The organism is Streptomyces sp. NPDC031225 (genome assembly GCF_055570355.1).
The window spans coordinates 36,739-61,879 of sequence record NZ_JBVIHJ010000025.1; the positions used below are offsets into that span (position 1 = coordinate 36,739).

The 25,141-nt window shown below is 70.9% G+C and carries 29 protein-coding genes and 1 pseudogene; 6 read left to right on the forward strand and 24 right to left on the reverse strand.

Annotated elements, in window-relative coordinates:
* Positions 1-2 precede the first annotated feature (2 nt).
* Positions 3-1,622: an ATP-binding cassette domain-containing protein gene (locus ACZ48Z_RS34370; RefSeq protein WP_468739820.1), complete on the reverse strand. Its 1,620-nt coding sequence runs from the start codon at positions 1,620-1,622 to the stop codon at positions 3-5.
* A gap of 153 nt (positions 1,623-1,775) precedes the next feature.
* On the opposite strand from ACZ48Z_RS34370, the pseudogene ACZ48Z_RS34375 reads away from it, so the two are divergent.
* The 3 genes and pseudogenes from ACZ48Z_RS34375 to ACZ48Z_RS34385 all read left to right on the forward strand — a co-directional run.
* Positions 1,776-2,042: pseudogene (locus ACZ48Z_RS34375) on the forward strand (phosphoesterase); the annotation flags it as partial.
* 100 nt (positions 2,043-2,142) lie between these two features.
* Entirely contained in the window at positions 2,143-2,976 is an 834-nt protein-coding gene (locus ACZ48Z_RS34380; protein WP_468739821.1) for a class I SAM-dependent methyltransferase, read from the forward strand.
* Between the two features lie 42 nt (positions 2,977-3,018).
* Positions 3,019-3,189, forward strand: coding sequence for a hydrophobic protein (locus ACZ48Z_RS34385; RefSeq protein ID WP_389108488.1), 171 nt, complete (start codon positions 3,019-3,021; stop codon positions 3,187-3,189).
* 34 nt (positions 3,190-3,223) lie between these two features.
* Here ACZ48Z_RS34385 and ACZ48Z_RS34390 read toward each other — a convergent pair whose 3' ends face one another.
* The 13 genes from ACZ48Z_RS34390 to ACZ48Z_RS34450 all read right to left on the reverse strand — a co-directional run bounded on the left by ACZ48Z_RS34390 (position 3,224) and on the right by ACZ48Z_RS34450 (position 12,939).
* Positions 3,224-3,508: a gas vesicle protein K gene (locus ACZ48Z_RS34390; RefSeq protein WP_468739822.1), complete on the reverse strand. Its 285-nt coding sequence runs from the start codon at positions 3,506-3,508 to the stop codon at positions 3,224-3,226.
* Entirely contained in the window at positions 3,505-3,693 is a 189-nt protein-coding gene (locus tag ACZ48Z_RS34395) for a gas vesicle protein (protein ID WP_007385868.1), read from the reverse strand. The genes ACZ48Z_RS34390 and ACZ48Z_RS34395 overlap by 4 nt, the downstream gene beginning before the upstream one ends.
* Positions 3,690-4,457, reverse strand: a complete 768-nt coding sequence (locus tag ACZ48Z_RS34400; protein ID WP_468739823.1) for a GvpL/GvpF family gas vesicle protein — start codon at positions 4,455-4,457, stop codon at positions 3,690-3,692. The genes ACZ48Z_RS34395 and ACZ48Z_RS34400 overlap by 4 nt, the downstream gene beginning before the upstream one ends.
* Positions 4,454-4,789 (reverse strand): gas vesicle protein, encoded by a 336-nt coding sequence (locus tag ACZ48Z_RS34405; protein WP_468739824.1) that lies wholly within the window; start codon positions 4,787-4,789, stop codon positions 4,454-4,456. Before ACZ48Z_RS34405 ends, ACZ48Z_RS34400 begins: the two co-directional genes overlap by 4 nt.
* The gene (locus tag ACZ48Z_RS34410; RefSeq protein WP_468739825.1) at positions 4,786-5,919 is read right to left on the reverse strand and encodes an SRPBCC family protein; all 1,134 of its coding nucleotides are present in this window, start codon (positions 5,917-5,919) and stop codon (positions 4,786-4,788) included. Before ACZ48Z_RS34410 ends, ACZ48Z_RS34405 begins: the two co-directional genes overlap by 4 nt.
* Positions 5,919-6,620 (reverse strand): DNA primase, encoded by a 702-nt coding sequence (locus ACZ48Z_RS34415; protein WP_468739826.1) that lies wholly within the window; start codon positions 6,618-6,620, stop codon positions 5,919-5,921. The genes ACZ48Z_RS34410 and ACZ48Z_RS34415 overlap by 1 nt, the downstream gene beginning before the upstream one ends.
* Positions 6,617-6,880: a gas vesicle protein GvpG gene (locus tag ACZ48Z_RS34420; RefSeq protein ID WP_468739827.1), complete on the reverse strand. Its 264-nt coding sequence runs from the start codon at positions 6,878-6,880 to the stop codon at positions 6,617-6,619. The genes ACZ48Z_RS34415 and ACZ48Z_RS34420 overlap by 4 nt, the downstream gene beginning before the upstream one ends.
* A gap of 7 nt (positions 6,881-6,887) precedes the next feature.
* Positions 6,888-7,658, reverse strand: a complete 771-nt coding sequence (locus tag ACZ48Z_RS34425; RefSeq protein ID WP_468739828.1) for a GvpL/GvpF family gas vesicle protein — start codon at positions 7,656-7,658, stop codon at positions 6,888-6,890.
* Positions 7,655-8,089, reverse strand: coding sequence for a gas vesicle structural protein GvpA (locus ACZ48Z_RS34430; protein WP_328751631.1), 435 nt, complete (start codon positions 8,087-8,089; stop codon positions 7,655-7,657). Before ACZ48Z_RS34430 ends, ACZ48Z_RS34425 begins: the two co-directional genes overlap by 4 nt.
* A gap of 80 nt (positions 8,090-8,169) precedes the next feature.
* Positions 8,170-8,529 carry a gas vesicle protein GvpO gene (locus tag ACZ48Z_RS34435; RefSeq protein WP_468739829.1) on the reverse strand — a complete coding sequence of 120 codons (360 nt, stop codon included), beginning with the start codon at positions 8,527-8,529 and terminating at the stop codon, positions 8,170-8,172.
* A 44-nt stretch (positions 8,530-8,573) separates the two neighbouring features.
* Positions 8,574-9,506, reverse strand: a complete 933-nt coding sequence (gene ligD, locus ACZ48Z_RS34440; RefSeq protein ID WP_468739830.1) for a non-homologous end-joining DNA ligase — start codon at positions 9,504-9,506, stop codon at positions 8,574-8,576.
* Complete coding sequence (locus ACZ48Z_RS34445) at positions 9,503-11,359, reverse strand: transketolase (protein ID WP_468739831.1); 1,857 nt, start codon at positions 11,357-11,359, stop codon at positions 9,503-9,505. The genes ligD and ACZ48Z_RS34445 overlap by 4 nt, the downstream gene beginning before the upstream one ends.
* A complete protein-coding gene (locus ACZ48Z_RS34450) occupies positions 11,356-12,939 on the reverse strand; it encodes an NAD(P)/FAD-dependent oxidoreductase (RefSeq protein WP_468739832.1) in 1,584 nt (527 codons plus the stop codon). Before ACZ48Z_RS34450 ends, ACZ48Z_RS34445 begins: the two co-directional genes overlap by 4 nt.
* Positions 12,940-13,077: 138 nt before the next feature.
* On the opposite strand from ACZ48Z_RS34450, the gene ACZ48Z_RS34455 reads away from it, so the two are divergent.
* Positions 13,078-14,037 carry an LLM class F420-dependent oxidoreductase gene (locus ACZ48Z_RS34455; RefSeq protein ID WP_468739833.1) on the forward strand — a complete coding sequence of 320 codons (960 nt, stop codon included), beginning with the start codon at positions 13,078-13,080 and terminating at the stop codon, positions 14,035-14,037.
* A gap of 57 nt (positions 14,038-14,094) precedes the next feature.
* Here ACZ48Z_RS34455 and ACZ48Z_RS34460 read toward each other — a convergent pair whose 3' ends face one another.
* On the reverse strand, positions 14,095-15,078 hold the full coding sequence (locus tag ACZ48Z_RS34460) for an SDR family oxidoreductase (RefSeq protein ID WP_468739834.1): 984 nt from the start codon (positions 15,076-15,078) through the stop codon (positions 14,095-14,097).
* Between the two features lie 33 nt (positions 15,079-15,111).
* Positions 15,112-15,570: a phage holin family protein gene (locus ACZ48Z_RS34465; protein WP_468739835.1), complete on the reverse strand. Its 459-nt coding sequence runs from the start codon at positions 15,568-15,570 to the stop codon at positions 15,112-15,114.
* A 143-nt stretch (positions 15,571-15,713) separates the two neighbouring features.
* On the opposite strand from ACZ48Z_RS34465, the gene ACZ48Z_RS34470 reads away from it, so the two are divergent.
* The gene (locus tag ACZ48Z_RS34470; protein WP_468739836.1) at positions 15,714-16,064 is read left to right on the forward strand and encodes a VOC family protein; all 351 of its coding nucleotides are present in this window, start codon (positions 15,714-15,716) and stop codon (positions 16,062-16,064) included.
* Here ACZ48Z_RS34470 and ACZ48Z_RS34475 read toward each other — a convergent pair.
* Positions 16,061-16,960, reverse strand: a complete 900-nt coding sequence (locus ACZ48Z_RS34475; protein ID WP_468739837.1) for an arginase family protein — start codon at positions 16,958-16,960, stop codon at positions 16,061-16,063. The two genes, ACZ48Z_RS34470 and ACZ48Z_RS34475, sit on opposite strands and share 4 nt — an antisense overlap.
* A gap of 59 nt (positions 16,961-17,019) precedes the next feature.
* Between ACZ48Z_RS34475 and ACZ48Z_RS34480 the strand changes: the two genes are divergently transcribed.
* The gene (locus ACZ48Z_RS34480) at positions 17,020-17,367 is read left to right on the forward strand and encodes a DUF6204 family protein (protein ID WP_468739838.1); all 348 of its coding nucleotides are present in this window, start codon (positions 17,020-17,022) and stop codon (positions 17,365-17,367) included.
* On the opposite strand, the gene ACZ48Z_RS34485 is transcribed toward ACZ48Z_RS34480, so the two are convergent.
* From ACZ48Z_RS34485 to ACZ48Z_RS34515, 7 genes are all read right to left on the reverse strand, one after another.
* Positions 17,339-17,902 carry a GNAT family N-acetyltransferase gene (locus ACZ48Z_RS34485; protein WP_468739839.1) on the reverse strand — a complete coding sequence of 188 codons (564 nt, stop codon included), beginning with the start codon at positions 17,900-17,902 and terminating at the stop codon, positions 17,339-17,341. The genes ACZ48Z_RS34480 and ACZ48Z_RS34485 overlap by 29 nt on opposite strands.
* A gap of 19 nt (positions 17,903-17,921) precedes the next feature.
* The gene (locus ACZ48Z_RS34490; RefSeq protein WP_468739840.1) at positions 17,922-18,167 is read right to left on the reverse strand and encodes a LapA family protein; all 246 of its coding nucleotides are present in this window, start codon (positions 18,165-18,167) and stop codon (positions 17,922-17,924) included.
* A 59-nt stretch (positions 18,168-18,226) separates the two neighbouring features.
* Entirely contained in the window at positions 18,227-19,981 is a 1,755-nt protein-coding gene (locus ACZ48Z_RS34495; protein WP_468739841.1) for a CocE/NonD family hydrolase, read from the reverse strand.
* A 130-nt stretch (positions 19,982-20,111) separates the two neighbouring features.
* Entirely contained in the window at positions 20,112-21,035 is a 924-nt protein-coding gene (locus tag ACZ48Z_RS34500; protein ID WP_468739842.1) for a S66 peptidase family protein, read from the reverse strand.
* Complete coding sequence (locus tag ACZ48Z_RS34505) at positions 21,032-22,993, reverse strand: S9 family peptidase (RefSeq protein ID WP_468739843.1); 1,962 nt, start codon at positions 22,991-22,993, stop codon at positions 21,032-21,034. The genes ACZ48Z_RS34500 and ACZ48Z_RS34505 overlap by 4 nt, the downstream gene beginning before the upstream one ends.
* Before the next feature lie 5 nt (positions 22,994-22,998).
* A complete protein-coding gene (locus ACZ48Z_RS34510; protein WP_468739844.1) occupies positions 22,999-24,303 on the reverse strand; it encodes a M20/M25/M40 family metallo-hydrolase in 1,305 nt (434 codons plus the stop codon).
* Positions 24,296-25,129: a M55 family metallopeptidase gene (locus ACZ48Z_RS34515; RefSeq protein ID WP_468739845.1), complete on the reverse strand. Its 834-nt coding sequence runs from the start codon at positions 25,127-25,129 to the stop codon at positions 24,296-24,298. The genes ACZ48Z_RS34510 and ACZ48Z_RS34515 overlap by 8 nt, the downstream gene beginning before the upstream one ends.
* Between the last annotated feature and the right edge of the window lie 12 nt (positions 25,130-25,141).

Consider the following 25,141-nt stretch of genomic DNA (forward strand, 5'->3'; position numbering starts at 1 on the left):
ACCTACCGGGCCCGTTCCACGCGCCGCTCGTCCCACACCGGCTCGTCGGTCTCCCGCACCCGCCCGTCCGAACCGAAGACGAGATAACGGTCGAACGAACGCGCGAACCACCGGTCGTGCGTGACCGCGAGGACCGTGCCGTCGAAGGCCTCCAGACCCTCCTGCAGGGCCTCCGCGGACTCCAGGTCGAGGTTGTCCGTGGGCTCGTCCAGGAGCAGCGCGGTGACGCCCTGGAGCTCCAGCAGGAGGATCTGGAAGCGGGCCTGCTGGCCGCCGGAGAGACGGTCGAAGCTCTGCTCGGCCTGGCCGGTCAGTTCGTAGCGGCGCAGCCGGGAACTCGCCGCGCCCCGGTCCTGGGCGTGCTCCTTCCAGAGGATGTCCAGGAGCGTGCGCCCCTCCAGCTCGGGGTGGGCGTGGGTCTGGGCGAAGTGCCCGGGCACCACCCGCGCCCCGAGCTTCCACTCCCCCGTGTGCGCCACGTCGCCGCCGGCCAGCAGCCGCAGGAAGTGCGACTTGCCCGAGCCGTTGGAGCCGAGGACGGCGACGCGTTCGCCGTAGAAGACCTCCAGGTCGAAGGGTTTCATCAGACCGGTCAGCTCAAGTCTCTTGCAGGTGACCGCTCTTACGCCGGTGCGGCCGCCCTTGAGCCGCATCGTGATGTCCTGCTCGCGCGGCGGCTCGGGCGGCGGTCCGGCCTCCTCGAACTTACGCAGGCGCGTCTGCGCGGCCTGGTAGCGGGAGGACAACTCGTGGCTGATGCTGGCCGCCTGACGGAGGTTCAGCACCAGCTTCTTCAACTGCGCGTGCTTCTCGTCCCAGCGCCGGCGCAACTCCTCGAAACGGGCGAAGCGTTCGCGCCGGGCATCGTGATAGGTCGCGAAGCCACCGCCGTGCACCCACGCGTCCGCCCCGGCCGGGGAGGGCTCCACCGAGACGATCCGCTCGGCGGCACGCGAGAGGAGTTCCCGGTCGTGGGAGACGAACAGGACCGTCTTGCGGGTCTCCTTGAGCCGCTCCTCCAGCCAGCGCTTGCCGGGCACGTCGAGGTAGTTGTCCGGCTCGTCGAGCAGCAGCACCTCGTCCGTGCCGCGCAGCAGCGCCTCCAGCACGAGCCTCTTCTGCTCACCGCCGGACAGCGTCCGCACCTGCCGGAACTGCGCCTTGTCGTACGGCACCCCGAGCGCGGCCGTGGTGCACATGTCCCACAGCGTCTCGGACTCGTATCCGCGTACCTCGGCCCAGTCGGAGAGGGCCTGCGCGTACGCCAGCTGGGCGGCCTCGTCGTCGACGGTCATGATCAGGTGCTCGGCCCGGTCCACGGCGTGCGCGGCGTCCTGGATCCGGGGCGGCGCGACCGACACGAGCAGATCCCTTACGGTCGTCTCGTCCCGTACGGACCCCACGAACTGGCGCATCACGCCCAGGCCGCCGCTCACCTTGACCGTTCCGCCGTGCGGTTTCAGCTCTCCGGAGATCAGCCGCAGCAGGGTCGTCTTGCCTGCGCCGTTGGGTCCGACGAGGGCCATGACGGCCCCTTCGCCCACCCGGAAGGACACATCGCCGAGCAGCGCCCTCCCGTCGGGGAGGTAGTACTCGAGGTGCGCGGCTTCCAGATGTCCCATGAGGCCGCATTGTGCGGGTCACCTGTGGCGATGGGCAAACCCTTATCAGGGACAGGAAGCCACCGCGCGGGTACCCGGGGCCGTATGAGCCCAGACGTCGACCTCACCGTCCCGAAGCCCGGCCCCCGCTTTCTGCGCGACCGCCTGCCGGCCCTGGACCTCGCGGACGGCCGGTTCGACGTACGGGTCGTGCACGGCGGCCGTCGGCCCACCCTGCGTCTGCTCGCCGCCGCGCTCGCGAGCCCGCTGACCCGGTCCCCCGCCCACGCCGCGGTCCAGGTGGGACGCCTCCGCCTGGCGGGGGTCGCACCGGGCACGCTCCTCGCCCACGACGGCGAGGTGACCGATGTGGAGGGCGAGGTGACGCTGGAGAAACTGCCCGAGGCGCTCACCGTGTACCGCCCGCCGCCCGGTAACTGATTATCCGTCAGTCCACATCGCAATACGGGGGTCTCACCATTCGACATGCGGGCGTACGGTTCTGCGTACCGACGGACATGTCGAGAAGGGGAGGCCGGCCATGCCGACATCGCAGGAGAAGCCGCAGGAGACCGCCGTCTACACGCACGGGCACCACGAGTCCGTGCTGCGTTCGCACACCTGGCGTACCGCCGCCAACTCGGCGGCCTACCTGCTCGGTTCGCTGAAGCCCCACATGAAGATCCTGGACATCGGCTGCGGTCCGGGCACCATCACCGCCGACCTCGCCGCACTGGTCCCACAGGGACACGTCACCGCGGTCGACCGGGCGCCGGGCATCCTGGAGCAGGCGCGGGCCACGGCCGCCGGGCGCGGTCTGACGAACGTCGACTTCGCGGTCGCGGACGTGCACGCCCTGGACTTCCCCGACGACACGTTCTGCGTGGTCCACGCCCATCAGGTGCTCCAGCACGTCGGTGACCCGGTGCAGGCGCTGCGCGAGATGAAGCGGGTCACCAGGCCGGGCGGGTACATCGCCGTACGCGACTCGGACTACGCGGCCATGACCTGGTATCCGGCGTCCGAGGGGCTGGACGGCTGGCTGGACCTGTACCGCAGGGTGGCGCGGGCCAACGGGGGCGAGCCCGACGCCGGGCGCCGGCTGAAGTCCTGGGCGCTGCGGGCGGGCCTCACCGACATCACGGCGAGTTCCGGCACCTGGACCTACTCCACAGCAGCGGAACGTGAGTGGTGGAGCGGGCTGTGGGCGGACCGCACCGTGGAGTCGGCGTACGCGGAGCGGGCCACCGAGGGCGGCCACGCCACCGCGGCGCAGCTGACGGCCGTATCGGAGGCCTGGCGGGAATGGGGAAAGCGGGAGGACGGCTGGTTCTGTGTGCTGCACGGAGAGATTCTGTGCCGTAAAAACGGCTGAATCCCCTTTTCCGGGATACCCGGGCAGCAGGAGGTTCACATCATGATTGCCATTCTCCTGGTACTGCTTCTGGTGCTGGTTCTTTTCGGTGCCGGATTCGCGGTGAAGATTCTCTGGTGGATCGCACTGGCCGTGCTGGTGCTGTGGCTCTTGGGGTTCCTGATGCGCGGCACGACGGCGGGCGGAGGCAGGGGCCGCTGGTACAGGTGGTGACGACTCCCGGGAACCGGTCCTGACACCGGACCGCTCATTCCCGGGGAAGCAGCGGTCCCAGCGGCCCGAGGTCCAGATTGAGGTCCTCGGGCCGCAGCCCGTAGCGATCGCGCAGCTCGGCCATGCGGTCGTCGAGCAGCATCAGGGTGAGCCCGATGCGCTCCTCCTGCTCCTCGCTCAGGTCACCCACGTCGAAGCGGCGCAGCGCCTGCCGCTCCATGAGCTGGCGCAGCAGCTCCACGACGGTCAGCACGAGCTTGACCAGGTCGCGCTCGACGGTGTCGGGTTCGAGGTCCAGTTTGTTGCGTCGGTCCGTCACAGCAACTCCTCCCACGGTGAGGGCACTTGAGCGTTGACCGAGCTGATCAGTGCGTTCAGGTCGATGCGCACGAGGTCGACGTCGGCGATGCGCAGGGTGATGTCCCCCGTGATGACGACCCCGCCGGCCAGCAGCCGGTCGAGCAGGTCGACCAGGGCCACCTCACGGCGTTCTATCACGGTCACGCCTGTTCCTCCCCCGCGAAGGAATACGCCGCCCAGGGGCCGGTGAGTTCCACCCGCATTCCCGGAACCTCGTCCTTCGTCCGGTCCACCATTTCCACGAATTCCTCGGAATCACCGCGCGGCACGAGATAGGCGGCGTTCAACACGTTCCGCCCGGACGCCCCGGAAAGCGTGGGGTTCTGCGGAGCGTGCAGTCGCGCGTCCTCGGAATACGCGGAAAGCGTATGGTGCAGCCCGGTCGCGAAGGCCTCCGCCTGCTGCCACAGATCCTCGTGCGAGCGCATCTGCGAGCGCCGGCGGCGCAGATAGTCCCGGCCCGACACCGGCTTGGCCGGTGTCTCCTCGGGCTCGGCGGGAGCCGTCGCCGCCGATTCGGCGTACACCTTGACGCCCCACTCCACCCGGTCCTTGAGCCGGTCGAGTGTGCGCAGGAAACCGTCCTCGCGTTCTTCGAGCATCACGCGGACCCCGCTGTCGTCGCGGAAGACGGTGCCGAGGCGCAGCGGCAGCGGGGTGGTGACGACGGTGAGCGCGTCGATCACGCTCTGGTGGGCGCGCACCGTCGTGGTCAGCCAGTCCAGGTCCTCCAGATGCCTGCGGAGCGGCTCCTCGGCGAAGTCCCGCTCCGGCACATGGCTGACCACGGCGACCAGACCGCGGTGGTGCAGCAGTCGGGGCGGGTCACCGGCCACTCCGGCCAGCTGGGCCTGCAACGGGGTGCCGAAGGGACGGCAGACGGCGTAGACGTACCGCAGTCCGGTCATGAAGTCTCCTCCTCGCCACGGGCAGGCTCCAGCTGTTCGAGGCGCGCCAGCCGCTCGCGCAACTCGGTGTTCTCCCGGGTGAGTTCGTCACGGCGGGCCCGGGTGGACAACGCCGGGTCGTCCTCCCACCAGTCGATCCCCATCTCCTTGGCCTTGTCGACCGAGGCGACGATCAGCCGCAGCTTGATGGTGAGCAGCTCGATGTCGAGCAGGTTGATGCGGATGTCACCCGCGATCACGATGCCCTTGTCCAGCACGCGCTCCAGGATGTCGGCCAGGTTGGCTCCGCTTCCCTGGCCGTAGGGATCCGGGAGCCGGCTGGGCATGCTCATCGTCGGCTCCCACCCTCGGCGTACTCGTAGTCCTCCTCTTCCTCAGGCTCTCCCTCGGGGACCTCTTCGTCCTCCGCGGTCGCCTCGCCCTCGCCCTCGACCTCGTACTCGTCCTCGGGCTCCTCCTCGTACTCCTCGTACTCGTCCTCGGGCTCGCCCTCTTCCTCAGGCTCGTCCTCGGTCTCGTCCTCGGCGTACGGGCCTTCCTGCTCCTCTTCCTCGTCTTCCGCCGTCTCCTCGGCGCCCTGTTCCTCTTCCTCCGCCACCGCGTCCTCGTGGCTCTTGACGACCTCGCCGTCACGGATCTCGCCGCGCCAGCCGTCCTCCGCCACGCCCTTGAGCGTGATGAAGCGGGCGAAGTGCTTGAGGTCGAGCCGGGCCCGGCGGCCCTGGGCGCGCCAGATGTTGCCGGTCTTCTCGAACAGGCCCTTGGGGTAGTACTCGATGACCAGCAGGACCCGGGTGAGGTTGTCGGCCAGGCGGTGGAAGGAGACGACGCCCTTGCTGGTGCCCTTGGCGCCCTCCGACGTCCACTGGATCCGGTCGTCGGGGACCTGGTCGGTGGTGGTGGCCTTCCAGCTGCGGTTGGACCAGAAGATCTTCATCTGCCAGTCGGTGTGGGTGTCGTCGGCGCGGTTCGCGCTCTTGACACCCTTCGCGAAGGTGGAGAAGTCCTGGTACTGCGTCCACTGGTCGTAGGCCGTGCGCAGGTCCACACCGACATCGATGAACTCGATGATCACCGTGGGCTTCTGGCCCGCGCCGCCCTTGCGCTTGCCCTTGCCGCCGCCGAGGTTCTTGAAGGCGCCGACCACCTTGTCCTTGGCGTGCGAGACACCGAGCTCGACCGCGCTGCGCACCGGGCCCTTGCCCTCGGCGATCTTGCGGCCGCCGTCCAGGGCGAGCTTGGCGAAGCCGGGGCTGTTGCCCTCGGCGATGTCGTTCAGCTTGCCGGTGGTCTCGCCCAGCTTGTGGCCGACCCCGACCAGCATCCGCTGGACCTGCGCGGAGAGGTAGTCCTGCACCTCGCCCTTGAGCCGGTCGGCGGCCTCACTGTGGACCACGTCCGTGACCGGGTTCTTCTTCGCCTTGTCGGTGACGTTCTTCGCTGCTCCGAGGGTCTCGGTCATCACTCACCGCCTCCCTTCGGCAGTCGGGTCCGGGCACCGCGGGCGCCGCCCCCGGCCGCGGTCGACTTCTTGGCGGCCGTCTTCTTGGCCGCGGTCTTCTTCGCCGTCGTCGTCTTCTTGGCCGGCGCACGCTTGGCGGGCGGCTTGTTGTCGGCCGACTTCTTCGCCGGCGCCTTCTTCGCGGTCTTCTTCACCGCGGCCGGGGCCCTGTCCTCGCGCGTCCGGCGGCGCGGCTCGGGTTCCTCGTCGTCCTCTTCGCCGTCGTCGGCCTCGGCCGTCTCGTCGGCCTCCGCCTCCGAGTCGTCGTGCGCCCGGCCGCCGTCGCGCTCGGTCTCTTCGTCCTCGGTCTCTTCGTCCTCGTCCTCGAAGCCGAGGTCCGGCGTCACGCCTGAGAGCTGGTCGCGGACCTCGGCGGTACGGCCGTGCAGACGATCGGCGACGGCGTTGATCTGCCGCTCCACCATCGCGCCGGAGGCCGCCTTGCCGACGCCGCGCAGGTCCTGGCGCAGCGTGTCCCCGATCTCCTTGAACTGCGGGTTCTTCAGCAGTTGCTGGCTCACCAGGTCCGCGAGCGCCCGAGGGGTCAGATTCATCTTCTTGCCGGCGACCAGGGTGCCGACGGCGAATGCCAGTTTCAGTTTCTTCGTACGTCCGAGGACGTATCCGGCCCCTATCGCGAGGCCCATTCCCACTCGGTTCATCGTGTCGTCCCGTCGCCAGTCCCCGCGCCACCGCGCAGGCCGATCTCCAGCCGGTCGAGAAGCTCGTCCTCCTGTCGGTCGAACTCGTCCTCGTCGATCTCGCCCGCCTCCAGCCGCTCCTCCAGCTTCGCGAGTTCGGCCCGGACGGCCGCCGGGTCGTAGTAGAGGCGCTCTGCCTCGCTCAGCACCTGTCTGATGACCCAGGCGCTGCCGCGTACCGGTGCGAAGGGCAGCAGCAGCACCTCTCCTATGAGTCCCACCGTCGCCTCACTCCTCGGCTCCCATGTCGGAGCGGATCCCGGCACCCGCCGGCTCCGGGCCCGGCTCCACGAAGCTGTACGGCGGCAACGGGCCGTTGATCCGCAGTTCGAGGTGCGCATGGCTCTTGCGCAGCTGCTCCGCGGTGGCCAGGAAGGTCTCCGCCGAGTCGCGGGGCACCAGGAAGGACACGTTGGCGAGCCAGCCGCTGGACTCGGGGCCCACGCTCACCGCGTCGGCGACGGATTCCAGGGTGGTGCGCACATCGGTGGCGTCCTCGGCCTCGCGGGCCTTGACCGCGGCCACGACCATCTCGCCGAGGCTGAGCCGCTGCTCGTACGTGCCGCCGCCCGCCTGCCGGTTGGCCTCGGTGACGGACCGGATCTCCGGGCTGTCGGACATCACCCGGTGCAGCACGGCCTCTTCGTCGTGCGTGGCCTTGATGTTGTACTCGACCCTGCCGTCCAGGGCCCGGAGCCGCTCCTTGTAGTGCTCGGCGCGTTCCTCCAGCACTCCGGTGACGGCACTGTCGTCCGTGGCGACGCTGCCGAAGCGCATGGGCAGCACGACACCGCCGGCGCCCGTCTCGGCCAGGACGTTCTGGTGGGCGAGCAGGTCCCGCCGCTTGGGCCGCAGTCCCTCGGGGGCGTCGCTGACGACGGCCGCCAGGTCACCCGTCTTCAGCACGCGCACCGGGAGCGACGGCGCGCCGACGCCCGCGATGCCGTCCGGCAGCGAGGGGTGGGAAGCGGCGGTGATGCCGTAGACGTAGGTGCTCACTCCTGCTCCTCCTTCCTGCGCGTGGCCGTGGCCTTGCGGGCCCGCGGCCTGGACTGCCTCTCGGAGCTCTCGGACTCCTCACGCGACTGCTTGAAGGCGTCGGAGATGGTCTCCGCGGCGCCGGACAGCGCTCCCTTGGACTTGCCGCGCGCGCCGGACTCGGTCATCTCGCCGACGAGGTCGGGCAGACCGGGGTCACGGTGCGGGCCGGCCTCCAGGTCGAGTCGGTTGCAGGCCTCGGCAAAGCGCAGATAGGTGTCGACGCTCGCGACGACGACACGGATGTCTATCTTCAGGATCTCGATGCCGACCAGGGAGACCCGTACGAACGCGTCGATGACGAGACCCCTGTCGAGGACTAGTTCCAGAACGTCGTAGAGGCCACTGCTACCGCCTCCGCCACCGCTCTGCTGGGCCGGGACAACGGTCATGTCGACCGCACCTCCTTGTCTGTGCACTGGTGAGTTGTCTGTGATGGACCGGTCAACGGACGTGTGAACGGCACGACGGCCTAGCGTCGGTGTGCGTCGGCCCGCCCGCGTTCGTAACGACGGACGCGCCGGTAGCCGGTGAGCTGCCCCTCGTGGTCGAGTTCGACCTGGTAACTCGCCATCAGGCTCATCGTGTCCGGCACCCGCGAGAGTTCGAGGACCTCCACCTCCAACGACCAGCCGTCTTCGGTCTGTTCGAAGGAGGAGACGTTCTCGGCGGTCATGCCGGTGAGCTCGGTGAGCTGGGCGCGCGCCTCGCGCAGCACCTCCATCGGCTTGGGCCGCCGTTCGTCCGCCACGTTCTCTTCCGTGTCCTTTTCTTTCCCTCTGGGGGAATCCTGTGAAGTCTGTGATTCCGGTGAGTTCTTTGTGTTCGACATGGCACCTCTCCCTGCGGGTGGCCGCTCGTCCGTCGGCCAAACCTTCAGGAGGGCATCAACGCGTTCAGCCTGCGCCGGGCCGGGCCCAGCGCCCGGCCCTTGGACAGCACTCCGGCCCAGGGACGGGTGCGGGCCTGCTCGACGGCGTCGGCGATGGTCCAGCGGCGCGCGTCCAGGCCCGGATCGTCCAGCTGGGACCAGGCCATCGGGGTGGCCACCGGGGCGCCTGGGATCGCACGGACGGTGAAGGGGGCGACCGCGGTCTGCGCGTAGGCGTTGCGCTGTACGTCGAGGTAGAGACGGTCGCCGCGGTCCTTCTTGCGGGCGGCGGTGGTGAGCCGGTCGGGGTGACCGGCGACCAGGGTGTCGGCGGCGTCCTTGGCGAACGCGCGGACCTCGTCGAAGTCGTGCCGGCCGTCGAGGGGCACGATCACATGCAGTCCGCGGGAGCCGGTGGTCATCAGTGCCGAGGGCAGCTTCAGCTCGTCCAGCAGTTCCCCGAGCAGCTGAGCCGCCTCCCGGACCGCCGCGAAGTCGTCGTCCCCGGCCGGGTCGAGGTCGAAGACCATCCGGTCGGGGTGGTTCTCGCTCCCCGCCCGGGACAGCCAGCGATGCAGGGTGAGGGCGGCCTGGTCGGCGAGGTACAGCAGGGTCGCGGTGTCGTCACAGACGGTGTGGCAGACGGTGCCGCCCTCCTTCGACACCTCGACCCGGCTGATCCACTCCGGGTAGCCGTCCGGGGTGTTCTTCTGCATGAACCGGGGGCCGTCGAGGCCGTCCGGATACCGCTCCAGCATCAGCGGACGGCCCCGCAGCTGCGGCACCATGAACGGCGCGACGGACCGGTGGTAGTCGACGAGATCGCCCTTGGTGTACTCCTTCGCGCCGTCGGCGCCGGGGAAGAGCACCTTGTCCGGCCGGTGCACCTCAACGGTGCGCCGTCCCGCCCGTACGGTGCGTACGTCGTCGCTGCTCACGGGGTGACCGACTGTTCCACCAGCAGTCGGGCGGCGGTGGCGATCGACTCGGCGTCGATGCCCGCGGCATGCAGCTGCTCGTCGGGCGAGGCCGAGCCCGGCATCGTACGGACGGCCAGGCGCACCAGACGGGGCACGGGCCGGCCGTCGGAGAACGCGTCGAGGACGGCGTCACCGAGGCCGCCCTCCTCGTGGTGGTCCTCCACCGTCATGAGGCAGCCGGTGTCCTCGGCGGCCTGCCGCAGGGTGTCGCGGTCCACGGGCTTGACCGAGTACAGGTCGATCACCCGCACCTGGATGCCCTCCCCGTCGAGGGCGTCGGCGGCCTTCAGCGCCTCGGGCACGGTGACGCCCGCCGCGACGACCGTCATCCGGTCGCGGGCGGAGGACCGCAGCACCTTGCTGCCGCCGATCGGGAACTCCTCCTCGGGCCCGTAGATCACCGGGCTCTCGCCGCGGTTGGTGCGCAGATAGCGGACGCCGTCCAGGTCCGCCATGGCGGCCACCAGGTGGGCGGTCTGGTTGGCGTCGCACGGGTACAGCACGGTCGAGCCGTACACCGCCCGCATCATCGCCAGGTCCTCCAGACCCATCTGGCTGGGGCCGTCCTGCCCGATGGCGACACCCGCGTGCGAGCCGACGAGGTTGATGCCGGCGCCGCTGATGGAGGCCATGCGCACGAAGTCGTAGGCGCGGGTGAGGAAGGCCGCGAAGGTGGTGGCGTACGGCACCCAGCCGCGCGCGGCGAGTCCGACGGCGGCCGCGACCATCTGCTGCTCGGCGATGTAGCACTCGAAGTAGCGGTCGGGGTGCTCCTTGGCGAAGAACTCGGTGCGCGTGGAGTCACCGACCTCGCCGTCGAGGGCGACGACGTCGGCCCGCCCGTTGCCGAGGGCGGCGAGCGCCTGTCCGTAGGCGTCGCGGGTGGCGACGCCCTCCTCCTCTGAGCCCTTGTCCCACCTGGGCAGTTCGAGGTGTCCGGCGTGCACGGAGTGCAGCAGGCGGGCCGCCTGCGGTTCATGCACCCGGACGTGGAGGTCCCGGACGCCGCCGAGCTCCTCGATCGCCTCGTCCGCGTTCTTCAGCGGCTTGCCGTGCAGCCCCTCGCGGTCCTCGATGTCGGCGACGCCCTTGCCCTTGAGGGTGCGGGCGATGATCACGGTGGGCTGGCCCTTGGTGGACGCGGCCTCGCCGTACGCGCGGTCGATCGCGTCCACGTCGTGTCCGTCGACCTCGACGGTGTGCCAGCCGAAGGCCTGGAAGCGGCGGGCGTAGGCGTCGAGGTCGTGGCCGTGCCGGGTGGCGCCGCGCTGGCCGAGCCGGTTCACGTCGACGATCGCGGTGAGGTTGTCCAGGTGCTCGTGACCCGCGTGTTCGGCGGCCTCCCAGATGGAACCCTCGGCGAGCTCGCTGTCACCGGTGAGCACCCACACCCGGTAGCCGGTACGGTCCAGGTGCTTCCCGGACAGCGCGATCCCGACGCCCACCGGCAGCCCCTGGCCGAGAGAGCCGGTCGCCGTCTCGACCCACGGCAGCTTGCGCGGGGTCGGGTGTCCTTCGAGTCGGCTGCCGATCCGGCGGAACGTCAGCAGCTCCTCGTCGTCGACGGCACCGGCCGCCTTGTAGGCGGCGTACAGCAGCGGCGAGGCGTGGCCCTTGGACAGCACGAAGCGGTCGTTGCCAGGGTGTTCGGGGCGGTCGAAGTCGTAACGGAAGTGGTTCGCGACGAGTACGGCCATCAGGTCCGCGGCGGACATCGAGGAGGTCGGGTGCCCGGATCCCGCAGCCGCGGAGGCGCGCACGCTGTCCACGCGCAACTGCTGGGCGAGTTCGACGAGTTCACCGGTGTTCATGAGTCTCCTTCCGCGGAGTCCGCGTCAGTGTTCTTGGCGGCGCCGAGGGATTTCCTCGGCTCACCGCCGGGTTGGTTCTCGGCGGGGCGGGCCGCCTCACGTGCCTTCGCTTCCGCGATCACGGCCTCGCCGGCGCTCGCCCCGGCGACCGTCAGCTCCGGTGGACCGGCCTGCTCGGTTGCGGGTTTGGCCGGCTCGGGCGGTTCCGGCCTCGTGTCCTCCTCTGTCGCCGCGCCCGGCCCGGAGCGTGCGGCGGCCTCCTCGCGCGCCCCCGGTCGTCCCGGGACGCGGGCCGGCTCCGGGGACTCCGATTCCAGCGGCACCGACCAGAACCGTCCGAGGCCCAACCGGACCGCCTGGCGCGGGAGTACGGCGTCCAGCAGCCAGTCGGCGGCGACCCGGACGCGGTTGCCGGGCATCACGGCGAGGTGGTAGCCGCGGGTGACGGCACCGGCGAGGGGCCCGGACAGGGGGATGTGCAGCGGGTTGGCGGCGGCCTTGGCGCCACCGAGGTCCACGACGAAGCCCAGGTCCCTGTGCCGGTACGGCTGCCGCTCACCGTCCCCGAACGAGGCGGCGATGTTGTGCGCCACCGTCCTCCCGTGCCGCCAGGCGTGCTGCGCGGTCATCGGCGTGACGTCTCCCGGATTGTCCAGGTCGGGCACCGCGGCCGCGTCACCGCAGGCGAACACCTCAGGACGGCCCGGGAGTTGGAGATACGGGTCGACGACGAGCCGCCCGCGCTCCACGGGCTGGCCGGTGGACTCGACCAGCGGATCCGGCCGTACCCCGACACACCACACGAGGGTCCGGGTCGCGACGAACTCGCCGTCGCTCAGCAGGACGCCGTCCGACGTGGCCTCCTTGACGGAGGTCCCCGTCCGCACCTCGACACCCCGCTCCCGCAGGGTGCGGTCGGCGGTGGTGGAGAGGTGTCCGCCGAGTTCGGGCAGCACCCGGTCGGCGACGTCGAGGAGCAGCCACCGCGGCCGTACGCCCTCCTTCAGGGGCCGGCCGCGGACCTGCGCGTCGGTGTGGAGCTGCCCGTGCGCGGCGACCTCGGTGCCGGTGTATCCGGCGCCGACCACCACGAACGTGCAGCGGGCCCGGCACTCGTCCTCATCGTCGGTCGCGGCCGCGAGTTCCACCTGCCGGGTGACGTGGTCACGCAGGTACAGGGCCTCGGGGAGTCCGCGGAAGCCGTGGGCGTGCTCGGCGACCCCGGGAACGGGGAGCAGTTTGTTGACGCTGCCGACGGCCAGCACGAGCCGGTCGTAGGGGAGGGTGCCGCCCTCGCCCTCGGGGCCGGTGTAGTGGACGGTTCGCGCGTCCATGTCGATGCCGTCGGCCTCGCCGAGCACCAGCCGGACCCGGGGCAGGGTGCCGGAGAGGGAGACGGTCACGCGGCGGGGTTCCAGGATCCCGGCGGCGACCTGGGGCAGCAGGGGCAGGTACAGGAAGTAGTCGGTCGGGTTGAGCAGGGTGATGTCGGCCTTGCCGCGGGCCTTTCGGGACAGTTCCTTGGCCGTCCGGTACCCGGCGAAGCCGGCACCGACGATCACGATGCGGGGTCGACTCACGGTTCGCCTCCGGGGCTGTCGCGTACCTCGGGAGCCTTCCGCGTCCCCCTGGCCGGGGAGCCCAAACGCCGGTTTCCGCATGGGTCGTCGGGTACTCGGACCGGGCCCACTGCTCATGGACCCGCCGGAGGTGCCCCCATGCCCGAATACGGCTATTTCCTGTCGTGCGAGGAGTTCGGTCCCGCGGAGCTGGTCGAACAGGCCCGGATGGCCGAACAGGCCGGATTCCGCTCGTTGTGGATCTCCGACCACTACCACCCGTGGAACGACGCGCAGGGCCAGAGCCCCTTCGTGTGGTCGGTGATCGGCGCGCTGTCGGAGGCGGTCTCCCTGCCCATCGAGACGGCCGTGACCTGCCCGACCGTGCGGATGCACCCGGCGGTGGTGGCTCAGGCCGCGGCGACCTCGGCGGTGATGACGAACGGCCGCTTCCGGCTGGGCGTCGGCTCCGGCGAGGCCCTCAACGAGCACGTCCTCGGTCATGTCTGGCCGCCCGCGCACATCCGGCTGGAGATGCTGGAGGAGTCGATCCAGGTGATGCGCCGCCTCTTCACGGGCGAGGAGGTCAACCATCACGGCACGCACTACACGGTGGAGAACGCCCGCCTCTACACGGTTCCCGACGAGCCCGTCCCCATCGACATCTCCGGCTTCGGGCCGGCGGCCACGGCGCTCGCGTCCCGGGTCGGCGACGGCTACATCACGATGATGCCGGAGGAGTCGATGGTCGAGCAGTTCCGCAAGGGCGGCGGCGCCGGGAAGCCGGTGAGCGGTGGGACGAAGGTCTGCTACGGCACGGACCGCGAGGAATGCGTCCGTACGGTCCGCAAGCTGTGGTTCAACCAGTTCCTGCCCGGTGAGATGGCCCAGATCCTGCCCTCGCCCAGCCACTTCGAGCAGTTGGAGCCGCTGGTCACCGAGGAGATGGTGACCGAGAAGTCGGTGTGCGGGGACGACGTCGACGAGCACGTCTCCGCGCTGAGCGCCTTCGCCGACGCGGGCTTCGACCGTGTCTACGTCAACCAGATCGGCCCGGACCAGCGCGGGTTCTTCGACTTCTACCGGACGAAGGTGCTGCCCCAGCTCCAGCAGGCGTGAACGGTGGGACTCGGTGGAGGAGCACCGGTGCTCCTCCACTTCACATCATGAGCCTGCTCAGCCCCGTCGGCGCAGCCGGGCCGTCACCGCGGCGAGCCCCCCGGCGGCGACCGCCGTGAGCACGCGATTGCGGTTCCGGGACATCCACTCCTGCGGGCTGGACGAAATGGCTTCCTCGTCGAACCGCCCGTGCGGTCCGTCCACGGGAGCCCACAGGTTCCCGGGACCGTCGTGCCGGCCCTCGTCCTGCTGTGCCTCGACGTTGGTGCGGGCGAGGTAGCGGTCCAGCAGCCCCGGCACGACCGCGTTGGCGATGAGGGTGGCCGCCGTCGATCCGCCGACCCAGTACTCCCGCCGCCGCGCGTGAGAGGCCGCGTGGACGACCGCGCGGGCGGCGATCTCCGGCTGGTACACCGGCGCCACCGGGCGGGCCCGGCCCGGCATCCGGTTCAACACCCAGTCGAACTGCGGGGTGTTGAGGCCTGGCATCTGCACCATTGTCGTACGGACACCGGTGCCCGAGTGCAGCAGCTCGCACCGCAGGGACTCGTTGAACCCCTGGATGGCGTGCTTGGCCCCGCAGTACGCCGACTGCAGGGGGATGCCCCGGTAGGCCAGCGCGGATCCCACCTGCACGATGGTGCCCCGGTCCCGCGGCAGCATGTGCCGCAGCGCCGCCCGGGTGCCGGACACATAGCCCAGGTACGTCACTTCGGTCACCCGGCGGTACTCGTCCGCGGTGATCTCGGTGAACGGCGCGAAGACGCCGGTGAAGGCGTTGTTGACCCAGACGTCGATGTGCCCGAAGGCGTCGACGACCTGCTGGGCCGCGTCGTCGACCGCCTTGGCGTCGGCCATGTCGACGCTCACGACGAGGGCTTCGCCGCCCGCCTGCCGTACATCGTCGGCGCCGGCCTCCAGGCCTTCGCGGCCCCGGGCCAGCAGGGCGACGCGGGCGCCCTTCTCGGCGAAGGCCCGGGCCGTGGCCCGTCCCACGCCGCCGGTGGCTCCGGTCACCACCACGACCTTGCCGTGCCTCAATCCTGGTTCCTTCTTTGCGTCGGGCACCTCGGGTCACGCCCGGTGGTGCGGCTGCTCGGGGTCGTTCCCGGCCTGCGTGGGCGTCGTACCGGGCGCCGGTGCGCCGGGGGCGACCGGCGGCATGGGCGGATACGGCGGGTTCGCCGGTGCCGTGCCGTCGGCGACTCGGCCTGCCGCGGCGTCCGCCTCCGGGCCGGCCGTCGGCCGGTGCGCGGAGGGCCTGGCCGCGCCGCGCAGCACATAGGCCACGGCGCCCAGGATCGCGCCGGTGATCAGCGCGGCGGCCCAGTCGGGCAGCCCGAGGCCCACGGCGAGTGCCACGGCCGCGCCCGCGTACAGGGCGACGGCGCCGGACGCGGCGTACAGCACGGCCGTACGGCGCTGCTTGCGCGTCTGCTCGCGCAGCTCCTCCCGCACGGTCTCGCGCGCCACCTGCGCCAGCTCGTCGACCAGATGCTTGTCCAGATGCTCCAGGTGATCCAAGCGCTCCATGGCCGCCGGGTACCCGCACGCCTGTGCGCATAACGCCGTCCTCAACCGCTCCGTGCCGTGCGCGTACGCACACCCGTGGCCGGGTCGGGAGGATCGCGTGAAACGATCTCCTCGGCCCGGCCGCCCGAACTAGGCTCGTCGGTATGGAGATTCTGGGAACCACGCTGCGCGTCTGCGTCGACGACCTGGAGAGCGCGGTCGTCTTCTACGAACGGCTGGCGGGCGCGAAGGCCCTCCGTTTCGAGCGGGCCGGCGTCCAGGTGGCCGCGGTGGGCTGCTTCCTGCTGATGAGCGGGCCCGAGGCGGAGCTGGAGGTGCTGCGCAAGGTCGCGGCGACCATCGCCGTGAAGGACGTCGACGAGGCGTGTCAGGTGCTCGGCGAGCTGGGTGCCCGCATCATCGCGGGCCCGGTACCGACGCCGGCGGGCCGCAATCTGATCGTGATGCATCCGGACGGGGTGGTGTACGAGTACGTGGACCGCAACGTCTCCTAGGCCTGCGCGAAGGCGTCCACGACGATGTCGGCGAGCAGGGCGCCCGCGGTGCCCTCGGGGTCGAGGTCGGGGTCGTAGATGGTGATGTTGAGGCCGACGCACGCGGGTGAGGCGAGCAACGGCCTGAGCAGTGCGACGAGTTGGCCGGGAAGCAGCCCGTCCGGGTCGGGGCTGTCGACGGCAGGCATGACCGACGGGTCGAGGGAGTCGGCGTCCAGGTGCACCCAGAACCCGTCGATCTCCGGGATCTCGAAGGCCTGGGCGGTGGCCCGGGCGAGGGCGTCCGCGCCCCACTCCCGGATGTCGTCGACGGTCACGACGGGGATCTTCAGGGCGGCGAGTTCGGCCCGGTCCTCCTCGAAGGCGTCGCGGATCCCGAAGAACCGCACGTCCTCGTCGCGCAGATAGGGCCTCAGTCCCTCCAGGTCCGTCAGGTCCTCCTGACCTCGCCCGGTGCCCAGCGCGACCTCCTCGCCGCCCGCAGCGCCGATCCGGTCGGAGTTGCCGGCGTGCCGGAAGTCCGGCGAGGCGTCGATCGCGGCGAGCCCGTACCGCCCGACGCGGCGCAGGGCGAGCGAGGCGCCGAGCTGGATGGAGCAGTCGCCGCCGAGGACGACGGTGAAGTCCCCGGCCCGCACATGGCGTTCGATGCGATCGGCGAGCCTGCGCGTGTACGAGGCGATGGCGGCGGCGTTGAAGACCCCGTCGCCCTCCTTCCAGTCCCCGCGGTCGTAGCGCGGCGGCACGACCACCCCGCCCTCCAGCGCGTGCAGTCTCTGCACGATCCGCTGCTCGCGCAGGGCGCCGGCGAGTTTGTGACAGCCGGGCACGGTGCCGGGGGCGGGCGGGCGCAGGCCGAGGTTGGAGGGGGCGTCCAGCACGACGATATTCCGCATGCGAGGCATCCTCGCCGACGTACAGTCGACCGTCCACGGAGATACGCGAGGGAGCGACAGTGAGTGAGCAGCACACCTACCGGGTGATCGTCCGGGGCACCTGGGACGGGCTCACCGAGGAGGCCCGCGCGCGGCTGCTCGCCGAGGCGCCGGAGCACGGCCTGACGAGCATGCGGTTCACCGAGGAGGGCTCGCTGTCGTACGAACCGGCACCGCTGAAGCACTTCTCCATGCGGTACGTCGTCGTCTCGGACGCGGCGGACGGCGAGGAGATGGCGGGCGCGATCGCGGAGGACCGCGCCGAGAGCGTGCTGCGGGAGTGCGGGTACGGTTTCCGCGATCTGAAATCGACGGTCACGGACCTCGACACCATGAAGGTCAACCGGAAGTCCGCATCTCGGCGGTGATCGCCCACCGCTCGTGGTCCCGCCACTCCCCGTCGACGTAGATCATCTTCGGGGAGAACCCCTCCAGCCGGAAGCCGCAGCTGCGGGCGAGGGCGATGGAGGCGGTGTTCCGGGGCTGGGCGTTGATCTCCAGGCGGTGCAGCCGCATCGGGCCGAAGGCGTGGCCGACCACGAGGTCGAGTCCCTCACGCATCAGCCCGCGCCCGGCGGCGTGCGCGAAGGCGCCGTAGCCGAGGGCCCCGCACTGGAAGCCGCCCTCGACGATGTTGTTGATGTTGATGAACCCGGCGATGGCCCCGTCGCCCCGCTCGCCGTCCTTCTCGCAGACGAGGAATCCCGCCTTGGTCCGGTCCTCGATCAGCCGGCCCGCGTAGGCGCTGTAGGCGGGGACGCTGTCCGGCGGGAACAGCCAGGGCCGGTGCAGGTCCTTGCTCTCGCGGGCCAGCGCGGCGAACTCGGCGCCGTCCTGGTGGGTGAAATGGCGTATGCCAACGCGGGGGCCTTCGGCGAGCCAGCGGGAAGCGGTGTGCGACATCCCGCAACCCTACGGTCCGCTAGGTGCGCCGCTTCATGAAATACGCCCCGCACAGAGCACCGATCAATCCGGTGGCGAGCAGCGCCGTCCACAACGGCATCGTCACGTCGGGGATCAGCAGCCTGATCTTCGTCTCCCGGGTGTTCTCGAAGATGAAGATCAGGGCGAGGACGGCGAGCAGCAGGACGATCGCCCTGGCCGGTGTCACCGCCCCGCTCCTGCCTTTGCCTGTGCCTGTGCCGCGCTCGGAGGTCTTCGGGCTCATGCGCCCAGGGTGAGCCCGAAGACCTGGTCACGCACGGTGAGGGCTGCCCTCCGGGTGACTCACCGCGTCGCCACGGGCAGCTCCAGCACCCCGGCCCTACGGGGCGCGCTCACCACGGTCACGGACTTGATCCCCCGGTTCCCGAAGTACGCGTCGTCGCTCGCCGCGATCACGAGCTGGAGCCGGTGTCCCTTCTCGTACCGGTGGACGACGCCCGGGAGGGTCACCGTGAACGGCTTCGTCACGTCGGGCACCCGGACCGGGGCCACGAGCCGGTGGGCGAGCGTCCTGGTGCCGTCGGGCGCGAGGTCGTAGATCTTGGCGAACAGGACCAGCTTGTCGGCCGCGTCGCCGGAGTCCTGGGTGCGCTCGGCCTCGGGGGACCTGACCTTGAGGGTGACCTTGGGGGCGCCGACGACGTCGAGGGTCCGGGTCAGTGGCGCGCTGGTCCAGTCGGCGTAGGTGCCGGCGGTGTCGTACGGCGCCGGGTCCGGGAGGCCGACGATGCCGGCCAGTGAACTCTCCGAATGGCTCGTGGGGGCAAGCTGGTTGCTGTACGACCGGCTCCCGCGCGCGACCTTGCGGCTGTTGTCGACGAGCTTGCCGTCGCCGGAGAGGTAGAGCCTGTGGCTGAGGGCGGGCAGGCGGCCGGCGGTGGCGTAGGTGCCGTTCGGGTCGGTGATCCAGTCGCGGTAGTAGGCGAAGGCCGGGCCGGTGTCGGTCTTCTTCTGCCGGTGCAGGTAGCGGTCGAACCAGGCGAGGATCCGCCGGCCGACATAGCTGGTCTCCAGGTTGCCCTGGGCGAAGTTGAGCTCACCGGCCGCCGGGTCGGTGACCCCTCCGCTGTGCCCCCAGGACTGCCAGATCATCTTGGCGGTCGTGCCCTGCGCCCTGAGCGTCTTGTACGTCGCCGTCGCCTCGTTGAGGTTGAAGAGGCTGTCGGCCTGCCCCTGGACCAGCAGGGTGGGTGCCGTGACGCGGCTCAGGTACGACACCGGCGAGACGCTGTGGGAGTAGTCGAGGAGCTCGGCCGTGCGGTCGGCCGGATAGGTCCCGGAGTTGAGGGTGCGGACGGTGTCGCAGGCCTTGGTGACGAAGTGCAGACAGCCGAGGGAGTTGATCCGGGTCGGGTCGAGGTTCGCCGCGGTCAGCGGCAGTCGCTCGCCGACGAGGTAGAAGCCGTTGGCCCACTGCCACTTGAAGGCACCCGGGACGCCTGTGCGGCCCGTCGTGTTGTTCGGGTCCAGGGAGTACGCCAGGTCGTTCCAGGTGATCATCGGCACCAGCGCGTCCACCCGGTGGTCCACGGCGGCGGTCGCCAGCTGGACGGCGCCGCCGTAGGAGCCGCCGATCATGCCGACGCGCGGGTCCCCGGGGCCGTCGAGGGTGACGAAGTCGGCCCTGGTCCCGTCATCGGCGGCGCGCTTGCCGGCCAGGAAGTCGATGAGCGCCGAGGCGGCCCTGGCGTCGATGCGGGGGTCGTCGAGGGAGATGAGACAGCCCGACCCGCCGAAGCCGAGCCCGGAGTAGGCGAGCGAGACATAGCCGCGCTGGGCGAAGGCCCTGGCGGTGGCGGCGGTGGAACCGTCGGACTTGCTGCCGCCGAAGCCGTTGGTGGTGAGCACGGCGGGTGCCCTGCCCACGCCGGAAGGGCGGTACAGGTCGGCGTCGACGGTGCAGGAGCGGCCGTCGGCCTGGACGGTGAACTTCAGTGCCGTGACGGTGTATTGGCCGTCCGCGGTGGCGGGAGCGGTGAGTGTGGCGCCGAGCAGGAGAGCGAGCGGAACACAGGATCCGAGCACACGACGGGACACAGGACCTCCACGCTGAGGACAACCCGACCTACCGACCGGTACGTACCGGTCGGTTGTCATGGTGTGACACGTGTCAGACAGGGTCAATCGCCGTGACGGGTGTTTCTGACAGAAGTTCAGCGAGCGGTGCTCATCGCAGGGCCGGTTCGTCGAGTGTCAACGTGCCCGCGTCGGCGTCGAGTTCGGCCGCCACCCCGAAGGGCACGGTCAACGCCCCCTCGCAGTGGCCGAATCCGAACTCCTCGACGACGGGCACTCCGAGACCACCGAGCCGGTCGAGCAGCAGCGCACGCACCCTCTCGTACGGATCGCACCTCTCCCACGACCCGAGGAGCACCCCACGCACCCCGTCGAGCCAGCCGGCGCGCAGGAGTTGGGTCAGATAGCGGTCGAGGCGGTACGTCTCCTCACCGACGTCCTCCAGACAGAGCAGCCCGCCGCGCGCACCCGTCCTGGCGTGCGCCGAGCCCAGTTCGGAGGCGAGCAGGCACAGACAGCCGCCGAGGGTGACACCGCGCGCCCGGCCGGGGACCAGGGCCGTGCCGCCGGAAGCGATCGTGCGGACCGTCTCCGGCGCGAACAGGGTCGCCTTCAGGTGCTCCTGGGCCCGTGCGTTCTTGATGAAGTCGGCGCCCGCGGCCATCGGCCCGTACAACGTGACCAGGCCGAGCCTGGCGGCGAACGCCTCGTGCAGCGCGGTGACGTCGCTGAACCCGACCAGCACCTTCGGCCCGGCCGCGCGCATCGCCTCCCAGTCGAGCAGTTCGACCATCCGCATCACGCCGTAACCGCCGCGGGCGCACAGCACCGCGTCCACGGACGGGTCGCACCAGGCGTTCTGGAGATCGGCCGCCCGGTCGGCGTCGGTGCCCGCGAGGTAGCCGAACTCGCCGTGCCGGTCCAGGACATGGGGCCCCGCCACGGGGTCGAGGTCCCAGCCGCGCAGTACGTCGAGTCCGGCCTGGAGCCGCTCCTCCGGTACGGGCCCGCTGGTCGCGACCACGGCCACGCGGGCGCCGGGTGCGAGTCTGGACGGCCTCAGCAGTGCTGTCACTTGGTGAGCTCCAAGGTCGGGACGCCGGGCGGGTTCAGCCCGAACACCTGGGCGTACAGGGAGAGTTCGGACTCCAGTGCCCGGGTCATCGTCTCGGCCCGCCGGAACCCGTGCCCCTCCCCCTCGAACGCGATGTACGCGTGCGGTACCTGGCGCCCCGAGATCCGGGAGAGGAACCGCTCGCACTGTGCGGGCGGGCAGATCACGTCGTCCAGGCCCTGGAGCAGCAGGAAGGGCACGGTGACCCGGTCGGCGTGCTCGACGGGTGAGCGTTCGGCGTATCGTCCGGGGACCTCGGCGAGCGGTCCGACCAGGCTCTCCAGGTACTGCGACTCGAAGTCGTGGGTCTCCCCGGTGCCCCAGCCCGCCAGGTCGAGGATCGGGTAGACGATCGTCCCGCAGGCGTAGACGTCGGTCACGGTGAGCGAGACGGCCGCGGTCCAGCCACCGGCACTGCCGCCGCGGACGGCCAGCCGGTCCCGGTCGGCGGTGCCCTCGTCGGCGAGGGCGAGCGCGACGGCCGCGCAGTCCTCGACGTCGACCACGCCCCACTGCTCGCGCAGCCGGTTACGGTACTCCCTGCCGTAGCCGGTCGAGCCGCCGTAGTTGACCTCGGCGACGCCGATGCCGCGGGAGGTGAAGTAGGCGATCGAGAGGTCGAGCACGAGCGGGGCGTGTCCGGTCGGGCCGCCGTGCGCCCACACGACGTAGGGCGGCAGCTCGCCGCCCGGCGCCACGTACCCGGGGTGGTGGGGCGGGTAGACGTGGGCGTGGATGTCCCGGCCGTCCGGTCCGGTGAAGGTGCGGATCTGCGGTTCGGGGTAGTGGACGGGGTCGACCGGGTCGTCGTGCCCGGCACCGATCACCCGGGCCCGGCCCGTGCGCGTGTCCAGCTCGACGACCTCGTAGGCGGTGCGCGGGCTGGCGCCGACGCCGACAACCCGCTCGCCGTGCACCGCGAGGGTGGGCGCGAACTCGGTCCAGGGGCCCGCCGCGTCGACGAGTTCACCGGTCTCGGGGTCGAGGATGCCGAGCGCGGTCGAGCCGCTGCCGTGCACGACGGCGATCAGACCGCTGTCCAGCGGGGCGAACCAGCGGTGGCCGAGCTTCCACAGGGCTCCGCCGAACTCCTCCTCGCGCGGGCAGAGTTGCTCGCCGTCGCGGTAGAGATTCCACCAGCCGGTGCGGTCGCTCGCGTACAGGAGACGGCCGTCGGGCGACCAGTCGGCCTGGGCAATGGACTCCTCCGGTCCGCCGGCCACCGTGCGGGGCTCCCGGAGCGTGCCCTGGTGGACCTCGGCGACGATCAGCTCCGTGCCGTCCCAGGGCATGCGCGGGTGGTCCCAGGCGAGCCAGGCGGCGCGTGAACCGTCGGGTGAGAGCCGGGGTCCGGTGACGAACCGGTGGCGGTCGTCGCTGAGTTCACGCACCGCGTCCCGGTCCTGTGCGGCCGAGCCGTCCAACGGCACCGCGGCGAGCACCCGGCGTACGTCGGTGGGCCCGTCGCCGGTGAACTCCTCCAGGACGCACCACACTTCGCCGAGGTCGAGCCTCACCTGCGGTTCCGCCCACCGGAGTCCGCCGCCCACCGGGGACACGGGGGTGAGGGGGCGCGGCTCGGCCCCGGGCTCGTACCGGTACAGCCGCTGGTCGGCGAAGTGCACGAACACCACGAGGGGTGCGCCGGCCATCACCGCACCGGCCCAGGGGTGACCGCCGTACTCGATGACCCGGCTGCGCACGTTCCACGGCGCGGGCAGCACCGACTCCTCCCGGCCGTCGGCGCGTCTGCGGACCAGGGTGCGGCGGCCGCCCTCGGCGGGCCGTGGTTCGGTCCACCACACCTCGTCCCCCACGAAGCCCAGCCATTCGGGGTGTCCGTCGTGCGCGGCCGCGAGCGCCGCATCGACGGGCGAGGGCCAGGAACCGTATGGCGACGTCTGCACGTTCTCCCCCATGGTGTTCAGGCTGTCCGCAGGAACCGGTCGAGTACCCGTACGCCGAAGTGCAGTGCCTCCACCGGGACGCGCTCGTCGACCCCGTGGAACAGGGCCTGGTAGTCGAAGCCCACCGGGAGCTTCAGGGGCGCGAACCCGTACCCGGTGATGCCGAGACGGGAGAACTGCTTGGCGTCCGTGCCACCGGACATGCAGTACGGCACGACGTGCCCCTCGGGCGCGAACTCCTCCACGGCGGCTCGCATACCGGCGTACGTCGGTGAGTCGACCGGAGCCTGGAGGGCGACCTCGCGATGGCTGAACTCCCAGTCCACGTCAGGCCCTGTGAGCTTGTCGAGGGTCTCGCGGAACTCGTCGTCGCCGCCGGGCAGACAGCGGCCGTCCACGTACGCAACGGCCTCCCCCGGGATGACGTTGACCTTGTAACCGGCGTCCAGCATGGTCGGGTTGGCGCTGTTGCGCACGGTCGCCTCGACCAGCTTGGCGGCGGGGCCCAGTTTCTCCAGCAGACCGTCCACGTCGGCGAGGTCGGTCTCGATGCCGTAGAGGGCGGCGAGTTCGGTGAGGGCGGCGCGGACGGTCGGGGTCAGCCGCAGCGGCCATTCGTGCTCGCCGATGCGGGTCACGGCGGCGGCGAGCCGCGTGACGGCGTTCTCCTTGTTGACCTTGGAGCCGTGTCCGGCGCGACCGCGTGCGGTGAGCTTCAGCCAGGCCGTACCGCGCTCCCCCGCCGCGATGGGGTAGATCTGCCGGCCCGCGCCGTCGTGGAAGGTGAACGCCCCCGACTCGCTGATCCCCTCCGTGCAGCCCTCGAACAGCTCGGGATGCCCGTCGGCGAGGAAGCCCGAGCCGTCCACGGCGCTGGCCTCCTCGTCCGCGGTGAACGCGATCACGAGGTCCCGCCGGGGCCGTACGCCCCGCCGGGCCCAGCTCCGCACGACGGCCAGGATCATCGCGTCCATGTTCTTCATGTCGACCGCGCCGCGCCCCCAGACGACCCCGTCGCGGATCTCCCCGGAGAAGGGGTGCACGCTCCAGTCCGCGGCCTCGGCGGGCACGACGTCCAGGTGACCGTGGACGAGCAGCGCGTCCGCCGACGGATCGGTGCCCTCGATGCGGGCGACGACGTTCGTACGGCCCTTGGTGCGCTCCAGCATCAGGGGCTCCAGGCCGGCTCCGGCCAGCTGCTCGGCCGCGTACTCGGCCGCGGGGCGTTCCCGGCAGTCGCCGCCGCCCCGGTTGGTGGTGTCGATACGGATGAGGTCGGAGGTGAACCGGACGACCTCGTCCAGTGCCTGCTGGTCAGCCATACTGCTCCTCCACGGCGGCCGAGACGATCGTCGTGACCGCCTTGAAGGTACGAATTCCCTCGTACATGGTCTCGTGGGTGTACGCCACCCTGCGCGCCCCGATCCGCTCCACGCCCGGCACGACGGTCGCCGCCATGGCGAGGTGCTCGGCGTCGAACTCGACGGCGATCGTGAACGGCCCCGCCTGGACCGGCTCCTGACGGACCGCCAGCCGGGCCGCCTCCTTGGCCGCGGCCCGGATGTCGGCGGCCGTGCGGGCCGGTGTACGGCACACGGCGGCATAACGCGAGACATGGTCCTTCACGGCGACCTTCAGCGCCTCGGGGGCGTAGCCGAGGGCGTCCTCGCAGGCCACGTCGTCCCCGGTGACCAGGACGACGGGGATGCCGTACTCGGCGACCACGTGCGCGTTGAGGTACCCCTCGCTCGCGGGTACGTCGTTCAGCCACACCCCGGTGATGGAGTTGGCGAGGTAGGTGTGGGCGAGGACGCCCTCCTGGCCCGCGCCCGCGTGGTAGCCGAGGAACGCGATGCCGTCGACGTCGCCGTGTTGGACACCCTCGACCATGGACAGCGACTTGTGCCGCCCGGTGAGCATCTGCGCGCGCTCGTCGAGCCGCTCCAGGAGCAGGTTGCGCATGGTCCAGTGGGCCTCGTTGACGAGTACCTCGTCGGCGCCCCCGTCGAAGAAGCCCAGCACGGCGGCGTTCACGTCCGAGGTGAACATCGACCGGCACCGCTCCCACTGCGGCGTCCCCGGCAGCACGTCGGCCGGCCAGGTCACGCCGGTGGCGCCCTCCATGTCGGCGCTGATGAGGATCTTCATGGTCCGCCACGT

Coding starts and splice junctions, on each gene's coding strand:
- ACZ48Z_RS34410 (WP_468739825.1), bottom strand. CDS start 5,919: ATGACCGAGACCCTCGGAGCAGCGAAGAACGTCACCGACAAGGCGAAG.
- ACZ48Z_RS34380 (WP_468739821.1), top strand. CDS start 2,143: ATGCCGACATCGCAGGAGAAGCCGCAGGAGACCGCCGTCTACACGCAC.
- ACZ48Z_RS34370 (WP_468739820.1), bottom strand. CDS start 1,622: ATGGGACATCTGGAAGCCGCGCACCTCGAGTACTACCTCCCCGACGGG.
- ACZ48Z_RS34455 (WP_468739833.1), top strand. CDS start 13,078: ATGCCCGAATACGGCTATTTCCTGTCGTGCGAGGAGTTCGGTCCCGCG.
- ACZ48Z_RS34400 (WP_468739823.1), bottom strand. CDS start 4,457: ATGACCGGACTGCGGTACGTCTACGCCGTCTGCCGTCCCTTCGGCACC.
- ACZ48Z_RS34430 (WP_328751631.1), bottom strand. CDS start 8,089: ATGACCGTTGTCCCGGCCCAGCAGAGCGGTGGCGGAGGCGGTAGCAGT.
- ACZ48Z_RS34465 (WP_468739835.1), bottom strand. CDS start 15,570: ATGGAGCGCTTGGATCACCTGGAGCATCTGGACAAGCATCTGGTCGAC.
- ACZ48Z_RS34385 (WP_389108488.1), top strand. CDS start 3,019: ATGATTGCCATTCTCCTGGTACTGCTTCTGGTGCTGGTTCTTTTCGGT.
- ACZ48Z_RS34510 (WP_468739844.1), bottom strand. CDS start 24,303: ATGGCTGACCAGCAGGCACTGGACGAGGTCGTCCGGTTCACCTCCGAC.
- ACZ48Z_RS34405 (WP_468739824.1), bottom strand. CDS start 4,789: ATGAGCATGCCCAGCCGGCTCCCGGATCCCTACGGCCAGGGAAGCGGA.
- ACZ48Z_RS34515 (WP_468739845.1), bottom strand. CDS start 25,129: ATGAAGATCCTCATCAGCGCCGACATGGAGGGCGCCACCGGCGTGACC.
- ACZ48Z_RS34435 (WP_468739829.1), bottom strand. CDS start 8,529: ATGTCGAACACAAAGAACTCACCGGAATCACAGACTTCACAGGATTCC.
- ACZ48Z_RS34505 (WP_468739843.1), bottom strand. CDS start 22,993: ATGGGGGAGAACGTGCAGACGTCGCCATACGGTTCCTGGCCCTCGCCC.
- ACZ48Z_RS34415 (WP_468739826.1), bottom strand. CDS start 6,620: ATGAACCGAGTGGGAATGGGCCTCGCGATAGGGGCCGGATACGTCCTC.
- ACZ48Z_RS34470 (WP_468739836.1), top strand. CDS start 15,714: ATGGAGATTCTGGGAACCACGCTGCGCGTCTGCGTCGACGACCTGGAG.
- ACZ48Z_RS34490 (WP_468739840.1), bottom strand. CDS start 18,167: ATGAGCCCGAAGACCTCCGAGCGCGGCACAGGCACAGGCAAAGGCAGG.
- ACZ48Z_RS34445 (WP_468739831.1), bottom strand. CDS start 11,359: ATGAACACCGGTGAACTCGTCGAACTCGCCCAGCAGTTGCGCGTGGAC.
- ACZ48Z_RS34475 (WP_468739837.1), bottom strand. CDS start 16,960: ATGCGGAATATCGTCGTGCTGGACGCCCCCTCCAACCTCGGCCTGCGC.
- ACZ48Z_RS34485 (WP_468739839.1), bottom strand. CDS start 17,902: ATGTCGCACACCGCTTCCCGCTGGCTCGCCGAAGGCCCCCGCGTTGGC.